The sequence below is a fragment of the Nocardia sp. CA-128927 genome (genome assembly GCF_050955855.1).
Classification (GTDB): domain Bacteria; phylum Actinomycetota; class Actinomycetes; order Mycobacteriales; family Mycobacteriaceae; genus Nocardia.
This window is the reverse complement of the sequence record NZ_CP192087.1, coordinates 6824344-6843766: the sequence shown is the minus strand read 5'-3', so window position 1 is coordinate 6843766 and position 19423 is coordinate 6824344. Positions and strand designations below refer to the sequence as shown.

General features: G+C 67.5%; 18 protein-coding genes. 7 read left to right on the top strand and 11 right to left on the bottom strand.

The features are described from left to right. Positions 1-2: 2 nt before the first annotated feature. Positions 3-728 carry a TioE family transcriptional regulator gene (locus ACQPW1_RS31405; protein WP_433655382.1) on the bottom strand — a complete coding sequence of 242 codons (726 nt, stop codon included), beginning with the start codon at positions 726-728 and terminating at the stop codon, positions 3-5. Between the two features lie 82 nt (positions 729-810). Between ACQPW1_RS31405 and ACQPW1_RS31400 the strand changes: the two genes are divergently transcribed. Continuing rightward, on the top strand, positions 811-1980 hold the full coding sequence (locus ACQPW1_RS31400) for an erythromycin esterase family protein (protein ID WP_433655381.1): 1170 nt from the start codon (positions 811-813) through the stop codon (positions 1978-1980). On the opposite strand, the gene ACQPW1_RS31395 is transcribed toward ACQPW1_RS31400, so the two are convergent. Further along, a complete protein-coding gene (locus tag ACQPW1_RS31395) occupies positions 1954-2520 on the bottom strand; it encodes a TetR/AcrR family transcriptional regulator (protein WP_433655380.1) in 567 nt (188 codons plus the stop codon). The two genes, ACQPW1_RS31400 and ACQPW1_RS31395, sit on opposite strands and share 27 nt — an antisense overlap. 144 nt (positions 2521-2664) lie before the next feature. Here ACQPW1_RS31395 and ACQPW1_RS31390 point away from each other — a divergent pair, with 144 nt between their 5' ends. Both ACQPW1_RS31390 and ACQPW1_RS31385 read left to right on the top strand, forming a co-directional pair. Further along, entirely contained in the window at positions 2665-3684 is a 1020-nt protein-coding gene (locus ACQPW1_RS31390) for an NAD-dependent epimerase/dehydratase family protein (RefSeq protein ID WP_433655379.1), read from the top strand. Positions 3685-3815: 131 nt separating this feature from the next. Continuing rightward, complete coding sequence (locus ACQPW1_RS31385) at positions 3816-6995, top strand: carboxyl transferase domain-containing protein (RefSeq protein WP_433655378.1); 3180 nt, start codon at positions 3816-3818, stop codon at positions 6993-6995. Between the two features lie 289 nt (positions 6996-7284). On the opposite strand, the gene ACQPW1_RS31380 is transcribed toward ACQPW1_RS31385, so the two are convergent. Continuing rightward, positions 7285-8451 carry a serine hydrolase domain-containing protein gene (locus ACQPW1_RS31380; RefSeq protein WP_433655377.1) on the bottom strand — a complete coding sequence of 389 codons (1167 nt, stop codon included), beginning with the start codon at positions 8449-8451 and terminating at the stop codon, positions 7285-7287. Between the two features lie 189 nt (positions 8452-8640). Between ACQPW1_RS31380 and ACQPW1_RS31375 the strand changes: the two genes are divergently transcribed. From ACQPW1_RS31375 to ACQPW1_RS31365, 3 genes are all read left to right on the top strand, one after another. Then, a complete protein-coding gene (locus ACQPW1_RS31375; protein ID WP_433655376.1) occupies positions 8641-9054 on the top strand; it encodes a YciI family protein in 414 nt (137 codons plus the stop codon). Position 9055: 1 nt separating this feature from the next. Beyond that, positions 9056-10315 (top strand): RNA polymerase sigma factor, encoded by a 1260-nt coding sequence (locus ACQPW1_RS31370; protein ID WP_433655375.1) that lies wholly within the window; start codon positions 9056-9058, stop codon positions 10313-10315. Positions 10316-10382: 67 nt separating this feature from the next. After that, entirely contained in the window at positions 10383-11030 is a 648-nt protein-coding gene (locus ACQPW1_RS31365) for a pentapeptide repeat-containing protein (protein ID WP_433655374.1), read from the top strand. 13 nt (positions 11031-11043) lie between these two features. Here the strand turns inward: ACQPW1_RS31365 and ACQPW1_RS31360 are convergent, their stop codons facing one another. After that, positions 11044-11802, bottom strand: a complete 759-nt coding sequence (locus tag ACQPW1_RS31360) for a TetR/AcrR family transcriptional regulator (RefSeq protein ID WP_433655373.1) — start codon at positions 11800-11802, stop codon at positions 11044-11046. A gap of 129 nt (positions 11803-11931) precedes the next feature. On the opposite strand from ACQPW1_RS31360, the gene ACQPW1_RS31355 reads away from it, so the two are divergent. Then, complete coding sequence (locus ACQPW1_RS31355) at positions 11932-12573, top strand: hypothetical protein (RefSeq protein ID WP_433655372.1); 642 nt, start codon at positions 11932-11934, stop codon at positions 12571-12573. Here ACQPW1_RS31355 and ACQPW1_RS31350 read toward each other — a convergent pair. Genes ACQPW1_RS31350 through ACQPW1_RS31320 form a run of 7 tightly spaced genes read right to left on the bottom strand, consistent with a single transcriptional unit; the run spans position 12566 to position 19423 of the window. Beyond that, on the bottom strand, positions 12566-13168 hold the full coding sequence (locus ACQPW1_RS31350) for a hypothetical protein (RefSeq protein WP_433655371.1): 603 nt from the start codon (positions 13166-13168) through the stop codon (positions 12566-12568). The two genes, ACQPW1_RS31355 and ACQPW1_RS31350, sit on opposite strands and share 8 nt — an antisense overlap. 20 nt (positions 13169-13188) lie before the next feature. Next, on the bottom strand, positions 13189-14175 hold the full coding sequence (locus ACQPW1_RS31345; protein WP_433655370.1) for an MlaD family protein: 987 nt from the start codon (positions 14173-14175) through the stop codon (positions 13189-13191). Beyond that, positions 14172-15239 (bottom strand): MlaD family protein, encoded by a 1068-nt coding sequence (locus ACQPW1_RS31340; RefSeq protein ID WP_433655369.1) that lies wholly within the window; start codon positions 15237-15239, stop codon positions 14172-14174. Before ACQPW1_RS31340 ends, ACQPW1_RS31345 begins: the two co-directional genes overlap by 4 nt. After that, positions 15236-16336 carry an MlaD family protein gene (locus ACQPW1_RS31335; protein WP_433655368.1) on the bottom strand — a complete coding sequence of 367 codons (1101 nt, stop codon included), beginning with the start codon at positions 16334-16336 and terminating at the stop codon, positions 15236-15238. Before ACQPW1_RS31335 ends, ACQPW1_RS31340 begins: the two co-directional genes overlap by 4 nt. Continuing rightward, on the bottom strand, positions 16336-17373 hold the full coding sequence (locus ACQPW1_RS31330) for an MlaD family protein (RefSeq protein ID WP_433655367.1): 1038 nt from the start codon (positions 17371-17373) through the stop codon (positions 16336-16338). Before ACQPW1_RS31330 ends, ACQPW1_RS31335 begins: the two co-directional genes overlap by 1 nt. Continuing rightward, positions 17361-18383, bottom strand: a complete 1023-nt coding sequence (locus ACQPW1_RS31325) for an MCE family protein (RefSeq protein ID WP_433655366.1) — start codon at positions 18381-18383, stop codon at positions 17361-17363. The genes ACQPW1_RS31330 and ACQPW1_RS31325 overlap by 13 nt, the downstream gene beginning before the upstream one ends. Further along, positions 18380-19423 (bottom strand): MlaD family protein, encoded by a 1044-nt coding sequence (locus ACQPW1_RS31320; protein ID WP_433655365.1) that lies wholly within the window; start codon positions 19421-19423, stop codon positions 18380-18382. The genes ACQPW1_RS31325 and ACQPW1_RS31320 overlap by 4 nt, the downstream gene beginning before the upstream one ends.

The window sequence follows — 19423 nt, the reverse complement described above, 5'->3', positions numbered from 1 at the left end:
AATCAAGGGGCGTGCGGGGGCGTGAGCACGCTCAGGTAATGATTGAGCTGAGTCGCGGCGTTGAGCATGGCGAGGCCCTGTGCATTGAGTTTGCGCTGCCAGTCGTTCAGGGCGGCGGCCAATGCGTCTGTGCCGCCTGCTGTTCGGATCTGCTGGACCACGGTGCGGATGTGGTCCAGCGGGTAGCCGCCGCGCCGGAGGAGATCGGTGAGGTGGGCGTCGCGGAGATCGCTTGCGCTGTAACGGCGGTACCCGGTCGCCGGGTCGCGAGTCGGAGCGAGAATCCCCGCGGCTTCCCAATTGCGCAGGGTCGCAGGGGTAATCCGGAGTCGGTGCGCGAGTTCGCCGATGGTTCGGGTCTCGGTGTCCTCGGATAGGTCTGCGACAGAATCGGACTCGGCCGTCAGATGGGCCACCGCCTTCCGCACCGCATCGAGAGTGTCTCTGTCGCGGAGCAATTGGCTGTGGCCACGGTCGATCGCCACCAGAACCCCGTCGATTCCGGCATTGTGGAGTGCGTTCATGATCTGGCCGCCGGCCGCGTGCCCGTATGCCGGAATGAGCGACAGGTAGGTGCGCAGGGCCGCGGCATGCACCTCGGTGTAGATCCGGTAGCCGCTGGGTGTGCGCTCAGCGGGCGGGATGCAGCCGTCCTGCTCGTAGTTGCGGACGGCTTGGGTCGATAGGCCGTGCTCGCGGGCTAGGTCGGTTGGTCGCAGTGTGATCACCGGTTTGAGACTTTACCGCACCGATGAGCGGTCAGCGATCGTAAAAGTCTCAACCGACCTTTCAATGATACGATTCAGACACATGAGTCAGAACATTCGGGACTTCGTACCCACACCATGTGACCTGGTAGCGCTGGGGGAGCCGACCCACCAGGAACCGGCCTTCCAGCTGGTCCGCAACGAACTGTTCGCCCAACTGGTCGACCTCGGCTTCCGGTCGATCGCCCTGGAAATCGACCGCATCGCCGCGCTCACCGTCAACGACTTCGTCCAAGTCGGCATCGGCAGCCTCGACTCTGCGATGAGCGAAGGCTTCTCGCACGGCTGGGGAAAGCTAGAAGGCAACAGGCAACTGGTCGGCTGGATGCACGAATACAACCAGCACCGGCCACCGGAAGAGCAACTGACCTTCCATGGCTTCGACGCACCAACAGAGAACACCACCGCCCCCAGCCCACGCCGCTACCTCGAATGCGCCCGCGACTACCTGCAATTCGACGTCGACCTCGCGACTCTCTTAGGCGCCGACGAACTTTGGAACCGCGAGGAAGCGATCCTGGACGCGGCCAAGTCGATCGGTGCCACGCCTGAGGCTGCGCGGTTGCGGTCGATCGCCAACGACATGCTCATGGCACTCGAGGCACGCGCACCAGAACTGACCGCGACCACATCACACGCCGAGTGGCGAAGGGCCAGAACACATCTCACCGCCGGCATCGCTCTGCTCCGCTACCACAGGCAAGCAGCGCGCCCCCTCGAGCTGGACGCACGCATATCCCTCCTGTCGTCCACCCGGGACGCGATCATGGCCCAGAACCTCCTCGACATCCGCGGCATCGAGGCCGGTCGCGGCCCGACCCTGGCCCACGCGCACAACCTCCACCTGCGGCGGCACCCCGGCACCATGCGCATGGCAGGCATGGTCCTCGACTGGGTCGGCGTCGGCGCTATCGTCGGAGCGCTATGGGGCGAGCAGTACACCTTCATCGCAGGCAGCCTGGGCTACAGCGAAGGTCTCGAACTCCCTGCGCCCGAACCGGATACCTACGAGGGCATGTTGCAGAGCCGAATCAGCACCTGGGGCCTGGCATCGGCCGCCACGATCGCCACCGGTCGCACCCGTACCGGCACCGCTCCCGAGAAGGGCTACTTCCAACTCGACCAGGCAACCCTCGACACCGCCGACACGGTCCTGCACATCAGCGACAGCTCGACTGTCGCGGGTTCACGCGGTCGGAGGGTTGATCTGTAGCCCGTCGACGATGAGGTCGAGGATGCGGGCGGCTCGTTCGGTGCCGCCATTCTCGGGGTTGATCCGCCACAGCACGCTCAGTTGGAGCAGTACGTCCTCGGGATCGAGGTCGGGCTTGAGTGCGCCCGCTGCGACGCCGCTGTCGAGGAGCAGGGCGATCGCGCCGACGAACGGCTGGTAGTGCTCGTCGTCGAGGCCGCCGTTGGTTGCCGCGTGAATGACCTCGGCGACACCGTATTTGAGCTGTCCGTATCGAGCGACCTCGTCGAACCATAGTCGCAGCGCGGTCAGCGGTGGATGTGCGGCGAGCAGGGTCGGGGCCAGGTCGATGAGTTCCTGGATGTCGTGGCGGTAGAGCGCGACGATGAGCGATTCCCGATTCGGGAAGTGCCGGTACAGCGTCCCGATGCCGACACCGGCCTGTTTGGCGATCGCCGTCAGGGACGTGCCACCGGAAACGGTGAACGCGTCCCTGGCGGCGACGAGGACGCGTTCGCGATTGGTTCGGGCATCAGCTCTGGCCTGCTTCGGCGTGTCCACCAATGTCGGCGCTCCATCCATACACACTTTGCCCATACACACTCTTTTGCTAAACGGAGGGCCCTCCGGTACGCTCACGGTCATTAACGGAGGGGTCTCCGTTTCATTCTCGCACAAGCGTTCCGAACACATTGGAGGACGACGATGGGTGAGTTGGTTCTGGTTACCGGGGGAAGTGGCTACGTAGCGGGGTGGTGCATTGTCGAGCTGCTGGAGCGCGGCTACGACGTGCGCACGACCGTGCGAGGTAGAGACAAGGAAGGGGCGGTGCTGTCGGCCGTGTCCACCGCGGTCGACCCGGCCGGGCGGCTGAGCTTCGCCATTGCCGACCTCACCTCGGACGATGGCTGGGCTGCCGCGGTCAAGGACGTCGACTACGTGCTGCACGTCGCCTCACCGCTCGGCCGCAACTCCGACGACGTGGACGCGCTGATCGACGCGGCCCGCGGCGGCGCGCTACGGGTGCTGCGCGCGGCCACCGAGGCGGGCGTGAAACGAGTGGTGCTGACCTCGGCGGCGAACGCGTCGAGCCCCTCGTCCTACGCGACCGACGGCATCACCGACGAAACGCTGTGGACCGATCCCGACGATCCGACGCTGATCCCGTACCGTCGGTCCAAGACCCTCGCCGAGCGCGCGGCCTGGGACTTCATGGCCGACTACGACGGACCGACCGAGCTCACCACTATCCTGCCCGGCGCGGTCTTCGGCCCGATCCTCACCACGAACACCACCGGATCCGTCGACATCGTCAGCCGCATGGTCTCCGGCAAGCTGCCCGGCGTCCCGCGCATCGGACTGGAAATCGTGGACGTCCGCGACCTCGCCGACATCCACATCAGGGCGATGACCGAGCCCGCCGCCGCTGGCGAACGTTTCCTCGCCACCGGCGAATTCATGTGGATGCGTGACATGGCCCGCGCCCTGCACGACGGCCTCGGCCCGCGCGGCAAGCAGGTCTCGACCCGTCAGCTGCCCGACTTCGCCGTCCGGCTCGCCGCGCGCCTCAGCGACGCGTCCCTCGGCGAAGTCATCCCCGCCCTCGGCCGCCGCAGCCGGCACAGCACCGACAAGGCGAAGCGCCTCCTCGGCTGGCAGCCCCGCCCCGCCAACCAGGCCGTTCTCGACTGCGCCAACAGCTTGATCGAACACAACGCCGCCTGACACCCGCCCTACTCGCTTCGTGGCCGCCCGCTACCTGACATCGCCTGCAGTGTTGACAGTTTCGGGCGGCACACGCGAGACCTCGGGTACGTCCCGTTCGACGTGCGATCGGGATGCGGGAGACTGGCTGAATGCGCGTGGTGGTGGTTAACCGGGGTGAGGTGGCGGTTCGGGTTTTGCGGGCCGCGCGGGAGCGGGGATACGCGACGTTGGCGGTGTACACCGCGGCGGAGCGGGACGCGTTGCACGTCCGGTTGGCGGATGATGCGGTGCAGCTTTCCGGGGAAGGTGCCGCTGCCTATCTGGACGTGAGTGCTGTGGTCGCGGCGGCCCGTAAGGCGGGGCCGGGGGCGTTGGTCCATCCGGGATACGGATTCCTCAGTGAGAGTGCGGATCTCGCTGCCGCCTGTGCGGCCGCCGAGCTTGTTTTCGTAGGTCCGGCACCGGAGGTGTTGCGCACGTTCGGTGACAAGGTTGCCGCGCGGGCGGCGGCGGAACGGGCCGGTGTGCCGGTGTTGGTGGCGACGTCGGCGGCCGCCGGGGTCGGCGAGATGGCCGCGCTGCTTGCCGGGCATCCGGACGGGGTGATGGTGAAGGCCGCTGCTGGTGGCGGCGGACGCGGGATGCGGGTGGTCCGGGAGCTGGAAGCGCTGGGGGAAGCGTATGAGCGGTGCCGGGCGGAGGCGTTGGCCGGGTTCGGCGACGACGCGGTGTATGCGGAAGCACTAGTGGCCGACGCGCGGCATATCGAGGTTCAGGTGGTCGCGGACGGCGTGCGTGCCGTCGCCATCGGTGACCGCGATTGCAGTGTGCAGCGGCGGCATCAGAAACTGATCGAAGTGGCGCCTGCCCCGAATCTTGCTGCGGCACTGCGGGAACAGCTGCACGGTGACGCGGTGCGGCTCGCCGAGTCGGTGGGTTGTCGCGGGGTGATCACCGTCGAGTTCCTCGTGCGCGGTGACGATGCGTGGTTCCTCGAGGTGAACCCGCGACTGCAAGTCGAGCACACCGTCACCGAAGAGGTGACGGGCGTGGATCTCGTGGCGATCCAGCTGGATCTGGCACAGGGGCACACGCTCGAGGACCTCGACTTGCCCGCTGGTGCACCACGCGGCTACGCCGTGCAGGCGCGGGTGAACGCCGAAATCATCACCGCGGGTGGCGATGTGCTGCCCAGCACCGGCACCGTGGTCCAGTTCGCCGGGCCGACCGGTGTCGGCGTGCGCGTCGACACGGCCGCCTACGCCGGTATGCGGCAAGGGGCACAGTTCGATTCACTGCTGGCCAAGGTGATCGCCCGCGGTCCGTCGTACTCCGCGGCACTGCGCCGCTGCTCGGACGCATTGGCCGAAACCGTTGTGGTCGGCGTCGATACGAATGCGGCGCTGTTGCGGGCGGTGCTGGATCAGCTCTCCGACGGGGCTACCGTCTCGACCGAATGGTTCGAACAGAACCTGCACGAGCCGACAACTAAGGCAGTCGATTACGCGCCCGCACTGCACGTCGAGCCGACCACCGTCGTCGCCCCGGATTCCGTTGTCCTGCAAGATGACGAACAGACCCTGCGTTCGACCATGGGCGGCACCGTGGTCAGCCTGGCCGAACCCGGCACCGTCGTCGCGGCAGGCGCCGAGGTCGCCGTCCTGGAAGCCATGAAGATGCAACACGTCCTGCGCGCCGAACGACCGCTGCGCATCCGACGGCAGGTAGCAGCGCCGGGCGCAACGGTGGATCCGCATGCGCCCCTGCTGATCTGGACCGAGGCCGACCATGACGGAACCGTCGCCGATATCGCGGCGATCGACCTCGATGCGGTCCGTCCAGACCTCGCCGAAGTACGCGAACGGCACCGCATCGGCCTCGACGAGGCCCGCCCCACCGCCGTCGCCAAACGCCACCGACTCGGCAGGCGCACCGCCCGCGAGAACATCACCGACCTCGTCGACGCCGACAGCTTCGTCGAATACGGCGCCCTGGCCGTCGCCGCCCAACGACTGCGCCGCAGCCCAGAAGACCTGATCGCGAACACCCCCGCCGACGGCCTGATCGGCGGAGTCGCCACCATCAACGCCGACCGCTTCGGCGCCGACCACACCCGGGTGGTCGTAATGTCCTACGACTACACCGTTCTGGCGGGCACCCAGGGCTACCGCGGTCACACCAAGTCCGACCGCATGCTGGAAATGGCCGGCACCCAACGCCTTCCGGTGGTCTTCTTCACCGAAGGCGGCGGCGGTCGTCCCGGCGACACCGACACCGGCGGCATCTCCGGCCTCGACTTCACCACCTTCCGCGCGATGGGCGCGCTGTCCGGCCGAGTCCCGTTGATCGGCATTGTGTCCGGCCGCTGCTTCGCGGGCAACGCCGCCCTGCTCGGCATGTGCGACGTCGTGATCGCCACCCCCGACGCGAACATCGGCATGGGCGGTCCCGCCATGATCGAAGGCGGCGGCCTCGGCGTCTACGCCCCCGAAGACATCGGCCCCATCGAGGTCCAACGCCGCAACGGCGTCGTGCACATCGTCGCCGACGACGAAGCCGAGGCGGTGCGCATCGCCAAGCGGTACCTCGCCTATTTCCAAGGGCCGGTGGATGATTGGACCGCACCGGACCCGCGCCTGTCCCGCCATGTGATCCCCGAGAACCGGCTGCACGCCTTCGATATCCGTGACGCGATCGAAGCCGTCGCCGACCTCGATTCCGTCCTCGAGCTACGCCCCGACTGGGCTGTCGGCATCGTCACCGCCCTGATCCGGGTGGAAGGCCACGCCTACGGACTCATCGCCAACAACTGCCATCACCTCGGCGGTGCCATCGACGCTCCCGCCGCCGACAAGCTCAGCGCCTTCCTGCGCCTGTGCGGAGCCAACAATCTGCCCATCGTCTCCCTCTGCGACACACCGGGTTTCATGGTCGGCCCGGATGCCGAGAAAGACGCCACCGTTACCAAGTTCAGCCGCCTCTTCATCGATGCGGCGGCCCTGTCCGTGCCTTGGGGCACCATCATCCTCCGCAAGGGCTACGGGCTAGGTGCCCAAGCCATGGCCGCCGGTTCCTTCCGTTCGCCCCGCTTCGTAATCGCCTGGCCCACCGGCGAAATCGGCGGCATGGGTCTGGAAGGCGCTGTCCGCCTGGGCTTCGCGAAGGAACTCGCCGCCATCGAAGACCCCGGCAAACGACAGGAAGCGTTCGACAACCTGGTCGCCATCGCCTACGCCACCGGCAAAGCCCTGACGGCCGCCACCTTGCACGAACTGGACGACGTCATCGACCCCGCCGAAACCCGCCGCTGGATCCGCACACTCCGCTGAACCCCTCGCGGTTCCCGCGCCGCGCACGCATTGCCCTGCCGCGCACGAGATTGCGGGCAAATCCGTGCGCGGGGCGACAGATTGTGCGCGGCAGTGCTAGCTGAGGGCGGCAACGCGCACGCTTTGCCACGCCGCGCCGCGCCCGCTTTGCCGTGCCGCGCACGCTTTGCCGTGCCGCGCACGCATTGCCGCGCCGCGCACGCATTGCCGCGCCGCGCACGCATTGCCGTGCCGCGCACGAGATTGCGGGCAAATTCGTGCGCGGGGCGACAGACTGTGCGCGGCGGTGCTAGCTGAGGGCGGTCTCTAGGGCATCGACGAGGTTGCGGGCGCGCAGGTCGAGCGCGCCTTCGACGATGTGGTTGGTGACGTAGGCGAACGAGAGGGTGCGTTCGGGGTCGGCGTAGCCCAGCGACCCACCACGTCCCGGGTGCCCGAACGAATTCGGCCCGCCGAGCGTGAGATCCGCGATCGGCAGCATGAATCCGCTGGCATAGCGGTCGGGCAGCATGATGACCCGATCGATGCCGCTCGTCTGCTCGCGGATGGCGGCATCGAGGGTCTCCGGGGTGAGCAGCCGCGTGCCATCGACCTCCCCGACCAGTGACGCATACACCCGGGCCAGCCCGCGGGCGGTGCCGATGCCGTTGCTGGCGGGCAGCTCCGCGGCGTGCACGGCGGGGGAGTTGAAGTCGATGTCCGGCGGGTCGGTGACCTGGAAGGCCCTGTTCGCCAACGACTCCGGATCACGCATCGCCGCGACCATCGGCCGCATCGGCTCCGGGATCAGCTCATCCGGCACCGACTCCAGATCCGGCTTCGGCGCGAACACCAACCGGCTGACCCGATGCTGTTCGGCGGCAGGCAATCCGATGAAGAAGTCGACGCCGTACGGCCCCGCGATCTCCTCGGCCAGGAACTGCCCGACGGTACGTCCGGTGATGCGGCGGATCACCTCACCGACCAGCCAGCCGTAGGTGCGCCCGTGATAGCCATGGTCGGTACCCGGCGTCCAGTTCGGCGTCTGCGCGGCCAGCGCCTCGACCATCGGCGTCCAGGCCAGCGCGTCGGCCAGCGGCACCGGCTTGTCGATCGCCGCGAGACCCGCCTGGTGAGTCAGTAACCAGCGCACCGGAATCGCGCCCTTACCCGCCGCCGCGAACTCCGGCCAGTACTGCGCGACCGGTGCGTCCAGGTCGAGCTGACCGCGCTGGACGAGCAGATGGGCCGCAGTGGCGACCACCCCTTTGGTCGCCGAGTAGACCAGCTGAAGCGTGTCGCGCTCCCACGGCCGCCCGGTGTCGGGATCGGCCAGCCCACCCCACAGGTCCACCACCGGCTGCCCGTCGCGATACACGCACACTGCCGCCCCGATATCGCCCTGCTCCGCGAAGTTCGCGGCGAATGCCGTCCGAACCGCCTCGAATCCGGGCGCTACCGTTCCATCGATCTCCATGGCATCCAGCATGTCACGCACGCCGAGGCGGGCGCCGAGTCATCGACGCGAACCGGCCATGATGCGCATCGAGCGATGCGGCCGGGACTCCTCCGGGGATTCTTCGACCGGATGTCCGAGAATGGTCAGCGGCTCCGACGTTTCTGCTGAGCGGCGCCGACGGGGTGCCGACGACGCAGAGGAGTTGTCATGAAGTACATGATCCTGAGCTACGGTTCGCAGCAGGATTACGACGGCATGGCGGGCAAGGACACCGGCAAGCCCGCCTGGACGGCCGCGGAGGTGGCGGCGATGGTCGAGTTCATGACCGACTTCAACAATCGGCTCGAGCAGTCCGGCGAGCTGGTGGAGACCCGCGGGCTGGCCGATCCGGTGCATACCCGGCGGATCGGCGGCACGGGCGATGCACCGTTCGTCACCGACGGACCATATGCGGAGACGCAGGAGGTCCTGGCGGGCTACTGGATCGTCGAATGCGAAAGCTTCGACCGGGCCACCGAGATCGCGGCCGAGCTCGGCAAGTGCCCGGCGCCCGCGCATATCGGCGACACCGCCTACGCGGATGTGCGCCCGATCGCCGAGGCGCCGCCCGAGTTCGGCTGATATGCCGACTGATCAGGTGTCGGACCTGCTGCGCTCCGCGGCGCCGCAGGTCCTCGCCGCGCTGGTGCGCCGCTACGGCCATTTCGATTCCGCCGCGGACGCGGTACAGGAAGCGTTGCTCGCCGCGGCGACGCAATGGCCTGACCAAGGCGTCCCCGACAATCCGCGGGCCTGGCTGATCACGGTTGCGTCCCGCCGACTGACCGATCTGCTGCGCAGCGAGCAGGCCCGAAAACAGCGCGAGGAGACGGTCGCCCGGTGGGCGCTGCCCGAGGACTGGCTGACCCCGCCCGCCGACCGGCAGCCGACGGATTCCGACGACACCCTGATCCTGCTGTTCCTGTGCTGCCACCCGTCGCTCTCGCCGCAGTCGCAGGTCGCGCTCACCCTGCGCGCGGTCGGCGGCCTGACCACCGCCGAGATCGCCCGCGCCTTCCTGGTTCCCGAACCGACCATGACCAAGCGCATCGGCCGAGCCAAGAAGGCGATCAAGGACAGCGGCGTTCCCTTCGCGCCCCCGGCGCTGGGCGACCGCGATGTTCGCCTCGCCGCGGTGCTGCACGTGCTCTACCTGATCTTCACCGAGGGCTATGCCGCCACCTCCGGCACCAGGCTGCAGCGCGTCGAATTGTCCACGGAGGCAATCAGGCTCACCCGCCTGGTGCATCGGCTGCTGCCCGACGACACCGAGGTGGCCGGTCTGCTCGCGCTGCTACTACTCACCGACGCGCGCCGCGAGGCACGTACCGGTCCGGGTGGTGAACTCGTCCCGATGGAAGAGCAGGATCGCGGCCGCTGGCACGCCGAGTCCATCGCCGAGGGCGTTGCACTGATCACGGCGACTCTGCCGCGCGGTGTCCCCGGCCCGTATCAACTCCAGGCCGCGATCGCCGCCTTGCACGACGAAGCACCGACCTACGCGGCGACCGACTGGCCACAGATCATGCTGCTCTACGAACGCCTGCTCGCCCTCGTCGACAATCCGATGATCGCGCTCAATCACGCCGTCGCGGTATCCATGGCACGTGGCCCACACGCGGGCTTGAAACTGGTCGACGACCTCGAAGCCGACGGCCGCATCGCCGACGACCACCGCCTGCACGCCGTCCGCGCGCACCTGCTGGAAACCACCGGCGACATCACGGCCGCGCGCGCCGCGTATCTCCTTGCCGCGCACAAGGCTCTGAGCATCCCGCAGCAGCGCTACCTGAACGGCCGTGCCGCCCGGCTCGGTGACCTGCCGGGGGAGACCGGGGGATGAACCTGTCGGTGCCGACCGGAATACTCGACCGCTGACGCACCACGAACCAGCACCAGGAGGAACCCGCATGCCCGGCGAGCTCGAAGACCTGCCCTACGCGCGCCATCTCGCGGCCTTGGCGGGCGACCTCGAGCCGGAAGGCGATTACGACTGCGTGCATCTGGACGGCGGCGAGCTCGACGACGTCAACGTGCAGAACGCCCGGTTCAGCGAGTCGGCCTTCACCTCGCTGGCGTTCAATCGAGGCAGCATGCGGCACACCAGGTTCGCCGACGTCTGGCTGCGCAACGTCCGCTGGATCGGCACCGAACTCGCCGACACCGGCTGGATCGACAGCGAAGTCATCGCCGGCGCCATGTCCGGCGTCGACCTGGCCGGCTCCAGGCTGCGCCGCGTGCGCTTCGAGGGCTGCAAGTTCGACTCCGTCAACTTCCGCACCGCCCAACTACGCGACGTGACCTTCGTCGAATGCGTCTTGCGCGACTGCGATTTCGGCGACGCCACCCTCACCGACGTGACCTTCCCCGGCTCGATCCTGGAAAGCATGGTTCTGAACCGAGTCAAACTGACCAAGGTAGACCTGCGCGGCGCCCGCGCCCTCGACATCACCGACGGCCTGGACTCCCTCCGCGGTGCCACCATCGACAACGGCCAATTGATGGAACTGGCACCAGCTTTCGCCCGCCACCTCGGCATCGTGGTGCGAAACAACTGATTTCGCGCGGCCGCTAACCGGTGCGGGCGATCGTTGCGGCGACGCCGTCGAGGACTATCTCGAGGCCGAACTCGAAATCGTCCTGAGTCGGGTCGGGGGTTGTTGGTGGGGTTGCTGATTCGAACAGGCCGGAACTGAAGAGTTCGGCCGCGTCGGGGTAGTGCTCCGGATCGACCAGGCGAGCCATGTGGCGGGCGTAGTCGCGGTTGGTTTCGGTTTCATCGAGACCTGTTGTGCGCCTGCCCTGTTCGAGTTGCTGGGCGAGCAGGTCCGCCTGGCGGACGTAGCCGCTGACCACCATCACTACGCCGACCTTCGCGCCGGAGTCGAGGCCGGTGGCGCGCAGGGCACGTAGGCCGGAGTCCATCCAGCCGACGGAACCGGGGCCGCTGGGTGGCCCGGCGATCGGCAGCTGGGTCAGCCAGGGGCGTTGCCGATGCCCCGACCAGAGGGCGAAGGCCCACTCACGCAGTGCTGGGCGCCAATCATCCACTGGCGCCGGGAAAGTCGGGGGTGTGCCGAGGGCGGCATCCGCCATTAGCACGAGCAACTCTTCCTTGGACCCGATGTGGCGGTAGAGCGACATCGGTGTGACGCCGAGGGTTTCGGCGATCTTCGGCAAGGTGGCGCCCGGCAACCCGTCCCGGTCGGCCAGCTGCACGGCGGTGCGGACGACCAGATCGACGTCGAGCCCGGCCGGGCGGCCCAGCCGCGGACCGACGGGCAGGCGCCACAGGCGGACGAGCTCGTTCGGCGGGGTGTCGTCGACCATCGTGCGTTCGCCTCCTCAGCGGTTGTGCTCGAACGGCCGGAACGTTAGCATGCGTCTTATAGTATAAGAGATATACTAAATAGGAAAGAACCTGGTCGAGGGCGGGCAGGTCAGCGAAAGCGAGAGTCCATGGACAGCTCCGTCATCAGACGCACCACCGGCACGGCAGGCCTGGTCGCCACGATCCTGATGCTCGTCGAACTACCGCTCTACTTCATCTACGGCGGCCCACCACCGGACTGGAACATCATCGCCCGCAGCATGTTCGGACTCATCGGCAACATCTTGCTGGTGGTGTTCATGATCGGGCTCCCGCATCTGCTGCGGGCGCGCGGCCCGGAGTACGCGTGGATCGGCTCGATCTGCGCGGTCGCCGGAGTGATGTGGCTGACGGTCAGTTCCGTCGCGACCTGCCTCGAGGTCGGCGCGGCCATCGCCGCGCCCGACCCGATCGATCCCACCATCGCCGTCACCGGCACGTATCTGCTCTACGGCTCGCTGTCGAAGCTGCTGATCGCCTTGTTCCTGACGGCCTTCGGCTGCGCGATCGCGGGCACCGCTCTGCTGCCGCGCTGGACCATGTGGTCGGCGTTCGGCTTGGCCGCGATCCACCTGGCCTTCGTGCCGTCGATGTTCTGCGGGAACGACCCGGCGAACTTCTACGCGGCCAACGGCTGGGGCACCACGGCGACCACGGGCGGCCTGACCATTCTCTGGCTGCTCGCGGTGAGCGTCACGTTGCTGCGCGCACCGGCGGTCCGGACTACTTGAGCGGCAGCGCCTGATTCATCCCGCCGACCTCGGTGATCTTCCAGTCGGAGTGCTGGTCGACCGTCACCGTGTAGGTGGCGGTCACCTGACCGGCCTGCGGGTTCTGCACATTCGCGACGGTGAGATTCACGAACACATTCACCGTGTACACGCCGTTGTTCCGCGCGGTGACCTTGGCCGCCACCGGGGTCGCGGTCGAGGTCCACTTCAGCGGGGTGAGCAGTTCGCCCATCTTCGGGCCGACGGCATCGAACTTGCTCGCCAGCGCGGGCGCGGTGTTGGCCCGCAACTTGCCGATCCAGGTGTTGATGTCCGCGTAGTTGATGGACGACGCGCCGACCGCGTAGTCGGTGGCGACCTGCTCGGCGTGCCGGTCATCGGCCGCCGCGGCCCGGACGTCGGCCAGCTCGCCGCGCGCGAGCACGAGAAAGGCGGACAGCGTGCCTACTGCCAGTACGAGCAGTGCGATGACCGTGCCGCGGATCAGGGTCGGAATCTGGATACTCACCGAACGATCACTTGCCGGACGGCGCGTGGCGGGCTCGGATGTCGTTGGCGCGGTGTCGGATTCGATCGTCTTCGTCAGCTCTGGCATGAGTGGCAACTCCGTCTGGTCTATTTGACAGTGATCTGCAGGTTCAGCGCGCCGTCCGGACTGGTGGCGTGCAGCGCCTGGGAAATGAGGGCGCCGAGGTCGATCCGGTGCGCCACCCCGGTGGTCGCCGCGACCACCGGTTCGAAGACCGGAAGCAGGGTCTGTAGGTCCGGCCCGAGCTGGTTGATCTTCGCAGCGAGCTGCTGCAACAACGGGATCAAGCCGATGGTTTCATCGGTGTCGATGAGGTAGTCCCCTGGGATGTCGCCCGATCGAGCGATCCGCGCGACAGCGGCGGCGACTTCGCCCACCCGCGGCCCGAATTCGGCCCACGGCCCTGCGGCCTTCGCCAATTCCGGCCCGGCCCAGGACAGCTCGGTGGCCCGCGACTGCATGGCCACCAGCATCTGACGAATCAGATCGGTGCGACTGAGCAGCGTTGCCGCGAGCAGATCGGTGGACCGGGACAGCTGCGGAATGACGGCTTCGGTTCCCGCGAAACCCTTTTCGAACGTCTCGACGATGCTCGCGATCGCCTGCGGGTCGAGCTGTTCGAGCAGCCGCGTCGCGGTGCGCGCGACCTCCGGGATCGAGACCGGCTCGGCCACGGTGGTCGCGTCGACCCGCTGCCCGTCCTGGAGATACGGCCCGCCCGCCGCGGTCGGCCGGAACTCGAGATAGGGCTCGCCGAGCCCCGAAAGCGCTTCTATCCGTGCCGAACTCGCCAGCGGAACCCGATACTCGGCATCGAACCGGAACGCCACCTCCACCGACCGCCCCTGGTGCGCAACGGATGTCACCTGACCGATCTCGATGCCGGACAACAACACCTTGGACCGCGGCAAGAGCCCACCGGAATCCGCGAGCAGCATGGTCGCGCTGGTGCTTTCGGTGAACCAGTCGACCCGAACCACGCCGAAGGTGAGATACGAACCGACGAGGACCAGGATGGCGCCGATCGAGCCGAGCGATGCGATGGATCCCAAGTTCTTGCCCGCGAACCTCATCGGACGACTCCGATCATCCGCAGGTTGTCGATGATTCGCGCGACCTGTTCGTCGGTGTTCGCCGCGCCCTCGATATCGACGCGCGTGACATTGATCTTCGGTCCCCGCTCCGCGAACGGGATGATCTTGTCGCGCAGCAGTGCGACCACCCGATTGAGGTTGGACGGCGAGTTCAGGTCGAGGGGACGGCTCGCGAACAGCAGTGGCACCAGCGCCTTGGCCGTCGCGTCACCGGCCTCCAGCAACGGCCCCAGCCACTGCACCGCATGACCGACGACGCCGAGTCCGCCGACCACGCCCAGCGTCAGCACCAGCGACTGCGCGTCGGCCGGAATCTCCACGGCGCCACGTTCGCTCAGCAACGCGTCCAGCTGGGTCGGATTGTCCAGCACCGCATCGAGATCCTGCTCGATCGCATCCAGCATCCGGTCCACCGAGCCCGTGTCGGCCGCGACATCCTGTGCGTCGCGGCCGAGCACCTCGAAGATCCGCGCGGTCTCCGTCGGCTGCTGCGGCAGTACGGCGTTCACCCGGTTGACGATGTCCTGGGCTTGTTGCAGCGCGCCGCCGCCGACGAAGGTCGACATGCCCGCCAGCAGGTCCTCCACCTGTAGCGCGGCCTTGGTCTGCCGCAGCGGGATAGTGCCGCCGTCGGGGATCATGTCGGTGAAACCCGTTGCCGGAGTGGTGAGTCCGATGTAGATGTCGCCCAGGAAGGTGTTCTGCCGTAGCTGGGCCGTGGTGCTCGTCGGCAGCTTGACCGAGCTCGAGATCTCGACGATCGCATCGACCCGGCCGCTGCTGGTCGCCGTCGGGTCAACCACGTGCACCGAGCGCAGGCTGCCGATCTGCGCGCCATTGGCGACCACTTTCGCCTGTGTGGGCAGGTTGAGCGCGTTCGCGAGTTCGATGCGTACCTGATAGGTCGGGCCGGACACGGACGCGCCGGGCACCGGCACCGTGGCCGGATCGAACGCGCAGCCCGACGCCGTCAGCAGCACGGCCGCCGCGGCCGCGACTATGCCGGACTCGAGCCTGGATGGTCGTCGTACAGACCTGCTCATCGCGCACCCACCGATCCGAGCACCGTCGGCACGAGATCCACTGCGGAGAGCCCGTTCTCGGCGGAGTGGCACTGACCAGGAATCACCACATTGATCGCCGCGCAGATCTGATCCGCCTGCTCTTGGGGCAGCGCCACTTTCGGTGCCGCGTAGGTGATCCGCGGCCAGCCGGTGACCGGGTCGACCGACTGCTGAAAGGCGTTCAGGACCGACGGGATCATCGACACGACCTGTTGCAGCGAACCGACATTCGCAGCCAGCAGCCGCAACCCCGGCACCGCGCCGTCGAGCGCGCCGAGCAGCGGCCTGCCGTAGTCACGGCCGAGGCGGTTGAGCCAGGGCAGCAGCACCAGCAGCGAATCGGCGATCTGCACGACCCTGGTCCAGATGTCGTTGACGAACGCGATGCCGGTGTTCGCGCGCACCAGCACCGTGGCGATGTCGTCCCAGTTCGTCGAGATGCTCGCGGCGATCGACGCGAACGCATCGATCAGGTGCCCGATGTTGCCGATCGCGGCATCCGGCTGCCGCAGCGCACCGGCCAGGTCCTTGATCAACGCATTGAGCCGCGGCCCGGTGTCGGCGGTGGCCGACTGAAAAGCGTTGACGCCGTCTCGGATCCGCGTCTTGTCGGCCGGATTGTCACCGCCGTTGAGCTGAGACGCGAGCTGTGAGAAGCCTTCCAGGGTCTGGCTGATGCTCTTCGGCGTGAATGTCTTGGTGACGCAACGGCTCCGGTCCCATTCGGCCGGTGCGGTCGGTTCACCGAAGACGGCGAGCGTGCGGTCGGCGACCAGACTGTCCGACAGGGTGGTCGCGGAGGGCTGCCCGCGCAGCGGATGATCGGCCGCCACCTCGAAATCGACCCGGACCGCGGTGCCCTCCGGCCGGATCGCGGTGACCGTGCCGACCGGAATGCCGAGGGTGGTCACCTGATTGCCGGTGTACAGACCGACCGCGTCCGGCATCAGCGCGCAGTAGCTCAGCATCTTCTTGGCCGGATCGAACGCGATGACATAGCCCGTGACAGCGACGACGGCGAGCAGCAGCGCGCCGACGACGGTGACGAAACCCGGTGCGGCAAGCAGACGTTTCATCAGCACCCCCGCCCCGGCACCGGGACACACAGCTGCGGCGTCAGCGCGGCCTGATCGATCACGACCCCGTCGGGTCCTGCGGCGGCCACCAGGCGATCGCGGAACTCCCGCCACGCCGGAATCGCGACATCCAGTTGTGCCCCGAGCTCGGACAGCTGCGGAAGTGTCTCGCGCAGCTTGCCGGCCAGCGGCTCCAGCACCTCACGCGACGACGGTTCGAGCGCGGCGATCCGGGACAGCAGTTGCGCGGTGATCCGCAACGCCACCTCGATCTCGGCCCGCTTGTCCAGCCCGGCGACGAGCAGCATCCCGATCTGGCGCACGAATTCGCCGACCAGGCCCTTGTTGTGGTCGATGGTGCCGAGGAATTCGCTCATCACCGTCAGCGCGCGCGACACTTCGGCGTTCTGCCGGTTCAAGATGTCCACGAACGATTGCACGGCCCCGCCCATCTGCCGTAGCGCGTCAGGACTCTGATCCAGCGAATCCTGTAGGGCCGCCAGGTTTTTCCGCAGTGTTTCACCGTCCACGTCGCGGGTGGGCTGCGCCGCGTCCTGCAAGGTGCGGATCAGACTGTAGGGCAGCCGAGTGCGGTCGATCGGAATGGCCTTGTCGCCGAGCGCCTTCGCGCCCGCCGGGAAGAGCGCCACATAGTGGCCGCCGACCGCGGTCAGCATCCGCAGCTCCAGCGATGTCGCATCGCCGAGGAATACACCTCGCTTGACGGTGAAGCTCATGCGCACCCGATCCGGCTTCAGCTTCAACCCGGTGACGGCGCCGACGGTGATCCCGGCGACGCGCACCTGATCGCCCACCTTCACCGACTGCGCCTCGGCCAACTCGGCCGTGTAGGTGGACTTGCCGATCGGCACCACGTAGATCGCCGCGGTGATCAACAGCAGCATCGCGACGAACACGGCTCCCACCACACCGAGCCGGAGTTCCCGCCGGTTCTTGGCGGCCTCGTGCCGGTCGACGTGCCCGTGATCCGGAATCAGCTTGTGCAGCAAGCCCGTTGGTGGCGTCACCCGTTGCATATCGTGATCCTCTGCCCGGCTACCAGCACCTGCATCACCTCGGGAAGTTGGGCGGCACCCTTCGAACACGTCAGGTTCACCTCGCTCGCCGCGGCGCCGTCGGGCGGCAGCACCGCGCTCAGCGCCTGGAGCAGTCCGGGCAGTCGGCCGAGTGCGTCCAGCGCCGCCTGCGAGTCGGGAAACAGCAGCCGCAGATCGGTCATCAGATCCGGGTTGGTGTTCTCGGTGAAGCCGAGGGTGTCCATCAGGCTGTTGAGCGGCCCGAGCGCGGACGGCGCCACGGCGGCGAAATCGAGTAGCCCGTCGAGCTTTTGGCGAAACGCGGTGAACACCTCGGCGATCCCGCGCAGCAGCGTGACCAGATGCGGTGAGCGGCCGCCGATCTGGCTGGAGATGGTGCCGAGGTTGGCCACGATGGTGCTGATCACCGCCTGCCGGTCGCTCGCGAATCGGCTGAGCTTGTCGAGGGATTCCAGCGCGGGCCCGATGCCGGAGCCGTTGCCGTCGATCACGGCAAGGACGTTCTCGGTGAACTGGTTGAGCGCGCCGGGGGAGAACTGGGCGATGACCGGCTGCAACCCGTTGAACAGCTGGGTGACGTCGAACGAAGGAATCGTATTCGCCTCGGCGATAGTCGATTCCGGCCGCAGTCGAGCGGCGGGCCGATCCGGCTGTTTGATGTCGACGTAGCGTTGCCCGGTCAGCGACTGGTAGCGGATGGCGAGCACGCTGCTGTCGTAGACCGGCCGATCCCGCTGCACCGAGAACCGAACGACCGCCGTCGCGCCGTCGAGGTCGATCTCGGTGACCTTGCCGACCTGCACGCCGAACATGCGCACGTCATCGCCGGTCTTCAGGCCGCTCGCATCGGTGAACCGCGCCCGAAACGTCTCGGTGTCGCCGCCGATCGGCCGGGTGATCGCCTGCGCGACCACGACCAGCAGCACCACCATTGCGACAGTAAAGATACTGAGCCGCAACACAATCGAGCGGATGGACAACTGCTTCATCGCACACCCCCGAGACCCGGCTGGCCGAACAGCGGCCCAGCGATCCCCGGCATGCCGCGCAACACCACCGCCACGTTCACCGCGGGACCCTCCGGGGTATCGGCGAACATCCGGTTCAGCCGGTCGATCAGTTCAGTGCTTTCGGCGCGGCTGCGTTGCGGGTCGGGCACCGTCGCGGCCATGGCTTCCAGTAGTGGCGTGAGCATCTGGGCGTAGCCGAGGAACTGGCCGCGTGCCGCGTCACCGACCTGGCCGACCGTGGGGAACACGTCGTTGACGACCATGCCGATGAACGCGTCGTACTTCGGCCGATCGTTGACGAACACCTCGATATTCATGATGGCGTCGAGCAGCCGGAAGGTCGCCGAGGTGAAGGCGCCGATCCCGCCGAAGAAGGAGGCGTACTGATCCAGCAGGTACGGCGTCGGGTACCGCTGGGTGTCGGCGACCGCGCGGTTGAGCGTGACGATGGCCTCCAACAGCGCCGTGAAGGCGTGCAAGTCGCCGTTGAACCGGGAGATCAGCTCGGTGAGCTTCGGAGTGAGTACGTCGGTGGAGGTTTCGGTGAGCGCGCGCAGCAGGCTGCCCATCGTCACATCCAGGACCTTGTCCGCGTTCTTGCCCGCCAGGTCGACCACCGTGCCCTCGTGCAGCGCGGCACCGCCGGTGGCCCGGCGCAGGGTGAGCGCGCTGATCCCGAACAGGTTGTCCGGTGCGTAGTCGACCGTGAAAGCGTCGGTGAGGGAGGCGGTTTCGGTGCGATCCAGATCCAGGGTGATCAGCTGGCGGCCCTGTTCGGCACCGGTGATCGTTGCGATCTCGCCGACTGTCACGCCGTCCATCCGCACCTTGGTGCCGGGGATGACCCCTTCGCCGATCTGCTCGGTGTGCAACTGAATTCGCACCCGGTCCGGGTCGGCGTCATCGAAAACGCCACGCCAGCCGAGAGTTACCACGGTGGTCGTGACGATGGCCAGCGCACCGAGGATCAGTGAGCCGCGACGGGTCATGGAGACGCCGGGCATGCTGTAGTTCGGCAT